Source organism: Ralstonia sp. RL (genome assembly GCF_001683835.1).
GTDB lineage: Bacteria > Pseudomonadota > Gammaproteobacteria > Burkholderiales > Burkholderiaceae > Ralstonia > Ralstonia mannitolilytica.
Window position 1 is genome coordinate 1 of sequence record NZ_LWRX01000200.1, and the last position, 8518, is coordinate 8518.

An 8518-nucleotide genomic window follows, 5' to 3' on the forward strand; every position below is an offset into this window, starting at 1 on the left:
CCTGCCTTGCCGGCATCCCTTTCGCAGGCGAGGCACCAGCCGATCGGGCCGGCCAAGCAAACACCGCTGCAAGGCTTCAGGCAAAAAAAACGGGGCCGCAGCCCCGTTCAACCCTCACCGGTCATGTCACCCGCTAGGGAACGCGTGACATGCTCCGATAAACCGTCCTGTTGTGGCTTGCGCCCAAGTGTCAGTTCGTCTTGGCGCCGCCTTCAAACCACTTCGCGATGATCGCGCGTTCGTCGTCGGTCATCTGCGTCACATTGCCCAGGGGCATCAGCTTCTGCTGCACAGCCTGCTGGTAGACGAGTTGCGCATGCGCGGACAACTGCTCCGGCGTATCGAGCAGCACGCCCTTGGCCGGCGAAGGCATCAGGGTAGGATGCGCCGAGTGACATTGGTAGCACCGTGCGGTAACGACTGCCTGTACTTTGGAGAAATCCGATCCGCCAGCCGCCGCCGGAGCCGCCGCGGCGGGTGCCGAAGCGCCGCCCGCTGCGGCTGCCGCCGGGGCCGCTGCTGCCTGAGTTTGCGCCGCAGGTGCTGCCGGACGCTGCACCGGTGCCAGCCATACGGCCACACCGAGCAGCACGGCCACGCCCGCTGCCGGATAGCCCCAGTTGATCACGCCCTTGTGCTTCAGGATGAAGAACTGGCGGATCAGCACGCCAGCCAGCATGATCAGCACCAGCACGGCCCAGTTGTACTTGTGGGCGTACGTCATGCTGTAGTGGTTCGACAGCATCGCAAACAGCACCGGCAGCGTGAAATACGTGTTGTGCACGCTGCGCTGCTTGCCGCGCTTGCCGTGGATCGGGTCCGGCTTCTCGCCAGCCTTGAGCGAGGCCACCACCTTGCGCTGCCCCGGGATGATCCAGAAGAACACGTTGGCGCTCATGATGGTCGCGATCATCGCGCCGATCAGCAGGAACGCTGCACGGCCCGAGAACAGGTGGCACGCCGCATACGCCGCGATCACCACGTAGATCGCAACCAGAATGCCCACCACGCGGTCGTTCTTGCCGAACACGCGGCAGATCGTGTCGTACACCAGCCAGCCGACCACCAGGAACGCCAGCGCGAGGATCACCGCCGTCGTCGCCGACATGTCGAAGATGCTGCGATCGATCATGTAGACGTTGGCGTTGAACAGGTACACCACCGTCAGCAGCGCGAAACCCGACATCCATGTCGAGTACGACTCCCAGTAGAACCAGTGCAGATGTTCGGGCAACTGCTTCGGCGCCAGCAGGTACTTCTGCGGGTTGTAGAACCCGCCGCCGTGCACGGCCCACAGCTCGCCGTCGACGCCCTTGTCCTTCAGGTCCGGTGCGGTCGGCTTGGTCAGGCTGTTGTCGAGCCACACGAAGTAGAACGACGAGCCGATCCACGCAATCGCGACAATCACGTGCAGCCAACGCAAGAGCAGGTTGGCCCAGTCGAGGATATAGCCTTCCATGATGCGCTCCCCGTGCGTCAGCTGCCGCGATAGGTCGAGTACGACCACGGCGACACCAGCAGCGGCACATGATAGTGCGCGCCGGTATCGGCCACGCCGAAGCGCAGCGTCACCACGTCCAGAAACGCGGGCTCGGGGAGTTTGACGCCGGCCGCGCGGTAGTAGTCGCCCACCGCGAAGTCCAGCTCATAGACGCCGGCCTGCAGCGCATCGCCTTCCAGCAGCGGCGCATCGCAACGGCCATCGTGATTGGTGCGAACCGATTTGATCGGTTGGCGCTGATTGTCGACAATCTTGAACAGGGCGATCGCCAGGTTTTGGCCCGGCGTGCCTGCAGCGGTGTCGAGCACATGGGTAGTCAAGCGTCCCATTTGTCTTCCTCTGTAGTTCGAATTTTCAGAAGCGCCGCTGCCTCCACTTGCACCTCGCGCCGAACCCTTGTGTGGCAAGGGCTGGCGTCGGGGCCCGCTCGGTACGTGCTACTGCACGCATCCCGGCGCGCGTCCAGCCGGTTTACGCCTGCGGCCTTCGTGTGGAAGGCGCCTGCCAAGCCGGCAAAGCCGTCGCTCGCTCCGGTCCGACACCCCTGTCTCTGTGGGGACGTGAAACAGGGATTTCCCTAGTTTGTCGGATTCCAGAACGCATTTTGTTGACAATATTGAAGGCCCACCCGAATAATTGTCAACAGATTTTCGCGGCTCCTGATGCGGCGCTGCACTACTGAAAGGCGGGTCTTCCATGTCCAAGAATCTCAAGCTGGTCTCCACGGAAACGACGCTAAAGCCCGGTACGTCGGGCACCAAGGCAGCGGGGGCACGTATGTCGCTCGAAGAACGGATGTACCACGAGATCTACGACGCGATCATGGAGCACCGCCTTCCCCCGCGCACGAAGCTCACGGAGCACGCACTGTGCGAAATCTATGCCACCGCACGCCATACGGTGCGCAAGGTGTTCTCCCGGCTGGCCGCCGACGGCCTGGTCGATCTGGAACCGAATCGCGGTGCGTTCATTGCGGCGCCTTCCATCGACGAGGCGCACGCCATGTTCGAGCTGCGCCAGATCCTGGAGCGTGCCGTGCTCGACAAGGTCGGCCGCGGCGGCGACCCGAAAGCCGCCATCGCCCCGCTCGTGGAACTCGTCAAGGAAGAGCGCCAGGCCTTCGTCACGCATGACCGGCCGCGCTGGATCCGTCTTTCCGCCGAATTCCACGTCGCGCTGGCCGAGCAGGCAGGCAACCCCTTGGTGGTGGAGATGATGCGCCGGCTGGTGTCGCGCACCACGCTGATGATCGCCAGCGTCGAGGCCCCGGGCAACAACGCCTGCTCGTTCGACGAACACCTGGACATCCTCAACGCGCTCGAGCGCGGCGACGCCGCCGCCGCGCAGGCCCACATGGCCCAGCACTTGCAATGCTGTGCCGACCGCGTGCGCCCCGAAGCGCCCGCTGATTTCGACCTGCGTTCGGTATTGGGCCCGCGCAACCAAGTCTAGGACCGGTTTTGCCGTATCGGGCGAGCTGGCACGACAGAGGCCGCCGCCCCCAGGCCGGATGCCATCCGGCTCACCACCAAAAAGGAGACCTTCATGGCAAGCAGCACCATCGCCGCCCCCACGGCGGACCTGACGAATGAGCGCGTGGCGTACGGCCGCCTGCTCGCACTGGGTCTGCAACATGTCTTGGTGATGTATGCAGGCACCGTCGCGGTGCCGCTGATCGTGGGCGGCGCACTGCATCTGCCCAAGGAACAGCTCGCCTTTCTCATCAACGCCGACCTGTTTGCCGCGGGGCTGGCCACGCTCATCCAGGCGTTCGGCATCTGGAAGTTCGGCATCCGCATGCCGGTGATGATGGGCGTGACGTTCGCCTCGGTCGGCCCGATGATCGCCATCGGCAGCGATCCGAGCATCGGCCTGCTCGGCATCTACGGCGCGGTGATCGCGGCGGGGCTGTTCGGCATCATCGTCGCGCCGCTCATGGGGCGCGTGCTCGGGCTCTTTCCGCCGGTGGTGACGGGCACCGTCATCACGCTGATCGGCATGTCGCTGATGGGCGTGGGCATCAACTGGGCAGCCGGCGGCCAGCCGACCATGAAAACGATGGTCGACGGCGTGCTCAAGACCGTGCCCAACCCTGCGTATGGCGATTTGAGCGGCCTGGCAATTGCGCTGGCGGTGCTGGTCATCATCCTGCTGCTGACCAAGTATGGCCGCGGCCTGATCGGCAACATCGCCGTGCTGCTGGGCATCGTGATCGGCACGTTCATCGCCATGGCGTTCGGCAAGGTCAGCTTTGCCGGCATGGCCGAGGCCGAGTGGGTGGCCGTCATCACGCCGCTGCACTTCGGCATGCCGACCTTCCACTTCGGCGCCATCGCTTCGATGTGCATCGTGATGCTGATCACGCTGGTGGAATCGACCGGCATGTTCCTGGCGCTGGCGGAAATCACCGGCAAGAAGCTCTCCACGGATGACCTGACCCGCGGCCTGCGCGCCGACGGCCTTGGCACCGTGATCGGCGGCGTGTTCAACACGTTCCCGTACACGTCGTTCTCGCAGAACGTGGGGCTGGTGACGGTGACGGGCGTGCGCTCGCGCTTCGTGGCGGCCATGGGCGGCGTGATCCTGATCCTGCTGGGCCTGTTCCCGAAGATGGCGCACATCGTGGCGTCGGTGCCGTCGTTCGTGCTGGGCGGCGCGGGCATCATGATGTTCGGCATGGTGGCCGCCACCGGCGTGCGCATCCTGGGCTCGATCGATTTCAACAAGTACCGCCACAACCTGTTCATCGTGGCCATCTCGATCGGCTTCGGCATGATCCCCACGCTGGCGCCGACGTTCTTCCAGTACCTGCCCAAGTGGCTGGAGCCGGTCACGCACAGCGGCATCGTGCTGGGCACGCTGGTGGCCGTCATCCTGAACCTCTACTACAACGGCATGCAGTCAACCGAGCACGCGATGCGCGAGGCCGCTGCCAACACCCACGGCACGGAGTAACCGCATGGCCGGGCACATGAGCGCCACTGCCGCGCACACGGATCCGCTTCTGATCGCGCGTCACGCCGACGTGCTGGTCACCATGGACGCGCAACGGCGCGAGATCGCCGACGGCGCCCTGGTGGCGCGCGGCGGCGTGATCGAATGGGTGGGCGCCACGGCCGATCTGCCGTCGCAGTATCGCGATGCCATCGGCCGGCCCAGCGTGCGGGTCATTGAGCTGCGCGACCACGTCGTCACGCCAGGCTTCGTCAACACGCACCACCACATGTACCAGAGCCTGACGCGCGCCCTGCCCGCCGCGCAGGATACCGAACTGTTCGGCTGGCTCACGAACCTGTATCCGGTGTGGGCGGGGCTCACGCCCGAGATGGTGCGCGTGTCCACGCTCACGGCGATGGCAGAGCTGCTGCTCTCGGGGTGTACGACGTCGAGCGACCACCTGTATCTGTACCCGAACGGCTGCCGGCTGGACGACTCCATCGAAGCCGCGCGGCTGATCGGCATGCGCTTTCACGCGGCGCGCGGCAGCATGAGCGTCGGCCGCAGCCAGGGCGGCCTGCCGCCGGACCGCGTGGTCGAAGGCGAAGACGCCATCCTGAAGGAAACGCAGCGCCTGATCGAAACCTGGCACGACCCCGATCGCCATTCGATGCTGCGCGTGGTGGTGGCGCCGTGTTCGCCGTTCTCGGTCTCGCGCGACCTCATGCGCGAATCGGCCAGGCTTGCGCGCAGCTATGGCGTATCGATGCACACGCACCTGGCCGAGAACGACAACGACATTGCGTACTCGCGCGAAAAGTTCGGCATGACGCCGGCGGAGTACGCGGAAGACCTCGGCTGGGTCGGCCACGACGTGTGGCATGCGCACTGCGTCAAGCTCGACGCACACGGCATCGACGTGTTTGCACGCACCGGCACGGGCGTTGCGCATTGCCCGTGCTCGAACATGCGCCTGGCCTCCGGCATTGCGCCCATCCGCACCATGCGCGATGCCGGCGTGCCGGTCGGCCTGGGCGTGGACGGCAGCGCGTCGAACGATGGCGCGCACATGCTCGGCGAAACGCGCCAGGCCATGCTGCTGGCACGCGTGGGCTTCGGCCCTGCGGCGATGAGCGCGCGGGAGGCGCTGGAAATCGCCACGCTCGGCGGCGCGCGGGTGCTCAACCGCGACGACATCGGCGCCCTGGCGCCCGGCATGTCCGCCGACTTTGTCAGCTTCGACCGCCATCAGGTCGGTCTTGCCGGCGCCGATCACGATCCGGTCGCCGCCCTGGTGTTCTGCGCCCCGTCCAACGTGGCGCATAGCGTGATCAACGGGCGCGTGGTCGTCGAAGACGGCCGCCTGACCACGCTCGAACTCGACGCCCATCTCACGGTTCACCGGAAGCTCGCGCTGGAACTGGCGCAGGCTGCCCGGGCAGTCCCGGCGTGACCGGATGGAGGGTGGCCTGGTGCACGACATCCCGCGTATCTGCGGCGTCCCGACAACACAGGGCCTTGCCACGCGCAAGCGGCGCTGGCCCTGCGTTGACGGGAACAACATCCACGCGTGATGTCGCGCATTTGGAAAACCCCATTCCGCCGTCCGGCCGGTGTTGTATGAAGTCTCTTCGGTGCCAAAAATCATGACCAACAACAACTACCCGCGCGATCTCATCGGTTACGGCAAGAACCCGCCCGACCCCAAGTGGCCGGGCGGCGCGCGCGTAGCCCTGCAGTTCGTCCTCAACTACGAGGAAGGCGGTGAAAACTGCGTGCTGCACGGCGACGCCGGTTCTGAGCAGTTCCTCTCCGAGATCATCGGCGCGGCCGCCTACCCTGCTCGGCACATGAGCATGGAAGGCATCTACGAATACGGCTCGCGTGCGGGCGTCTGGCGCATCCTGCGCGAGTTCGAAAAGCGCGGGCTGCCGCTCACCATCTTCGGTGTGTCGATGGCGCTGCAGCGTCATCCGGACGTGACGCAGGCGTTCGTGGACCTCGGTCATGAGATTGCCTGCCACGGCTGGCGCTGGATCCACTACCAGAACATCGACGAAGCGACCGAGCGCGAGCACATGCGCATCGGCGTCGAGATCATCCGCCAGATGACCGGCAACGCGCCGCTGGGCTGGTACACCGGCCGCGACAGCCCGAACACCCGCCGCCTGGTCGTCGAGCACGGCGGCTTCGTCTACGACGCCGACTATTACGGCGACGACCTGCCCTTCTGGACCGAAGTCCAAACGTCATCCGGCGAGACCAAGCCGCACCTGGTCGTGCCGTACACGCTCGACACCAACGACATGCGCTTCGCCAGTCCGCAGGGCTTCAACACGGCCGACCACTTCTACCAGTACCTGAAGGACGCCTTCGACGTACTGTACGAAGAAGGCGACCCGAACGGCCTCGCCCGCCCGAAGATGCTGTCGATCGGCATGCATTGCCGGCTGCTGGGCCGTCCGGCGCGTTTCCGTGCGTTGCAGCGCTTCCTCGATTACGTGCAATCGCACGACAAGGTGTGGATCTGCCGCCGCATCGACATCGCCAACCACTGGATGCAGCACCACCCGTACGCCAGGCAACCCGTTTTGAGCACCGCAGCATGAGCCCGACGACTTACACCCTTTCGCAACTCAACGGCATGGACGCTGCCCAGTTCGTGCAAGTCCTGGGCGGCGTTTACGAACACTCGCCGTGGGTGGCCGAGCAGGCTGCCGCGCAACGCCCGTTCGCGTCCGCCGATGCGCTTGCCAACGCCATGCGCCACGCCGTGGACAACGCCGGCGAAGGCCCGCAGCTCGCGCTCGTCCGTGCCCACCCGGAGCTCGCCGGCAAGGCTGCCGTGCGCGGCGAACTGACTGCCGAGTCGACGCGCGAGCAAAGCGGCGCGGGGCTGAACCAGTGCACGCCGGAAGAGTTTGCGCGCCTGCAAGACCTCAACGCCCGCTACAACGAGAAGTTCGGCTTCCCGTTCATTCTCGCGGTGCGCGGCTACGACCGCCACGGCATCATCGAAGCCTTCGCCAAGCGCGTCGAGAACGACCGCGATACCGAGCTGCGCACGTCGCTGGAGCAGATCCACCGGATCGCGGGCTTCCGTCTGCACGATTTGATTTCAGGTTAAGCACGACAACAACGCTGTGGGCGCGGTGTCATGGGGCCTGGGACGCCGCCCGGCATGGAGCCTGACCAGCCGGCCTGCGACCGCATCGAAGAATGCGGCGCGACCCACGGTGATCTTCAACAACCAAGGAGGTAGCAATGCAGTGGAACATCAAGCGTGGCGCGGCCGCGCTGGCAGCGGCAGCGGCACTGGGGTCAGCGAGTGCCGGGGCACAGGCGCAATCGTCCGTCATGCTCTACGGCCAGGTGGACGCCTGGGCCGGCGCAACCAAGAACCTCGGCGCATCCGATCGTGCCTGGGGCGTCAATTCGGGTGGCATGTCGACGTCGTACTGGGGCATGAAGGGCAGCGAAGACCTGGGCAACGGCCTGAAGGCGATCTTCACGCTAGAAGCATTCTTCCGTCCCGACACCGGCAAGGCCGGTCGCTTTGACGGCGACACGTTCTTCGCGCGCAACGCAACCGTCGGCCTGTCTTCGAACTCGTGGGGCACGATCAAGCTCGGCCGTATCACGCCGCCGTATTTCGTCTCGACGATCCTGTTCAACCCGTACGGCGATTCGTACACGTTCTCGCCGATGGTGTTCCACACCTACCTCGGTAACGGCCTGACGGGCGCCGCGGGCATCTCGGGGCTGGTGGGCGATTCGGGCTGGAACAACTCGATCATGTATTCCACGCCCGATTTCAACGGGCTGACCGGCAACTTCATCTACGGGGCAGGCGAGCAGGCCGGCCACAACGGCCAGAACAAGTGGGGCGGCAACTTCCTGTACTTCCGCGGCAACTTCGCGGCCACGGCGGCCTTCCAGCAAGTGCGCTTCAACGCCAATCCGGGCGACCTGAATGCGCTGGTGACGGGCTTCTCGCGCCAGACGGCTGCGCAGCTGGGCGCGACGTACGACTTTGGCGTGGTCAAGCTGTACGGCCAGTACCAGTACATCAAGAACACG

Annotated in this window: 8 protein-coding genes; 6 read left to right on the top strand and 2 right to left on the bottom strand. The window is 65.4% G+C overall.

The genetic code is table 11. The annotated features are described in order from the left end of the window. Positions 1–190: 190 nt before the first annotated feature. Together A6M56_RS18830 and uraH are read right to left on the bottom strand one after the other, a co-directional pair. Positions 191–1459 (bottom strand): urate hydroxylase PuuD, encoded by a 1269-nt coding sequence (locus tag A6M56_RS18830; protein WP_045787248.1) that lies wholly within the window; start codon positions 1457–1459, stop codon positions 191–193. Between the two features lie 17 nt (positions 1460–1476). Further along, entirely contained in the window at positions 1477–1830 is a 354-nt protein-coding gene (uraH, locus tag A6M56_RS18835; RefSeq protein ID WP_045787249.1) for a hydroxyisourate hydrolase, read from the bottom strand. A gap of 367 nt (positions 1831–2197) precedes the next feature. Between uraH and A6M56_RS18840 the strand changes: the two genes are divergently transcribed. From A6M56_RS18840 to A6M56_RS18865, 6 genes are all read left to right on the top strand, one after another. Then, positions 2198–2953, top strand: a complete 756-nt coding sequence (locus A6M56_RS18840; protein ID WP_045787250.1) for a GntR family transcriptional regulator — start codon at positions 2198–2200, stop codon at positions 2951–2953. Positions 2954–3046: 93 nt separating this feature from the next. Further along, positions 3047–4456 (top strand): nucleobase:cation symporter-2 family protein, encoded by a 1410-nt coding sequence (locus A6M56_RS18845; protein WP_286758325.1) that lies wholly within the window; start codon positions 3047–3049, stop codon positions 4454–4456. 16 nt (positions 4457–4472) lie between these two features. Next, entirely contained in the window at positions 4473–5891 is a 1419-nt protein-coding gene (locus A6M56_RS18850; RefSeq protein ID WP_102080267.1) for an 8-oxoguanine deaminase, read from the top strand. Between the two features lie 193 nt (positions 5892–6084). Then, complete coding sequence (gene puuE / locus A6M56_RS18855) at positions 6085–7047, top strand: allantoinase PuuE (RefSeq protein ID WP_045787252.1); 963 nt, start codon at positions 6085–6087, stop codon at positions 7045–7047. After that, entirely contained in the window at positions 7044–7565 is a 522-nt protein-coding gene (gene uraD, locus A6M56_RS18860) for a 2-oxo-4-hydroxy-4-carboxy-5-ureidoimidazoline decarboxylase (protein WP_062738362.1), read from the top strand. Before puuE ends, uraD begins: the two co-directional genes overlap by 4 nt. A 137-nt stretch (positions 7566–7702) precedes the next feature. Beyond that, a partial coding sequence (locus tag A6M56_RS18865) for a porin (RefSeq protein ID WP_286758328.1) occupies positions 7703–8518 on the top strand: 816 nt, incomplete at its 3' end.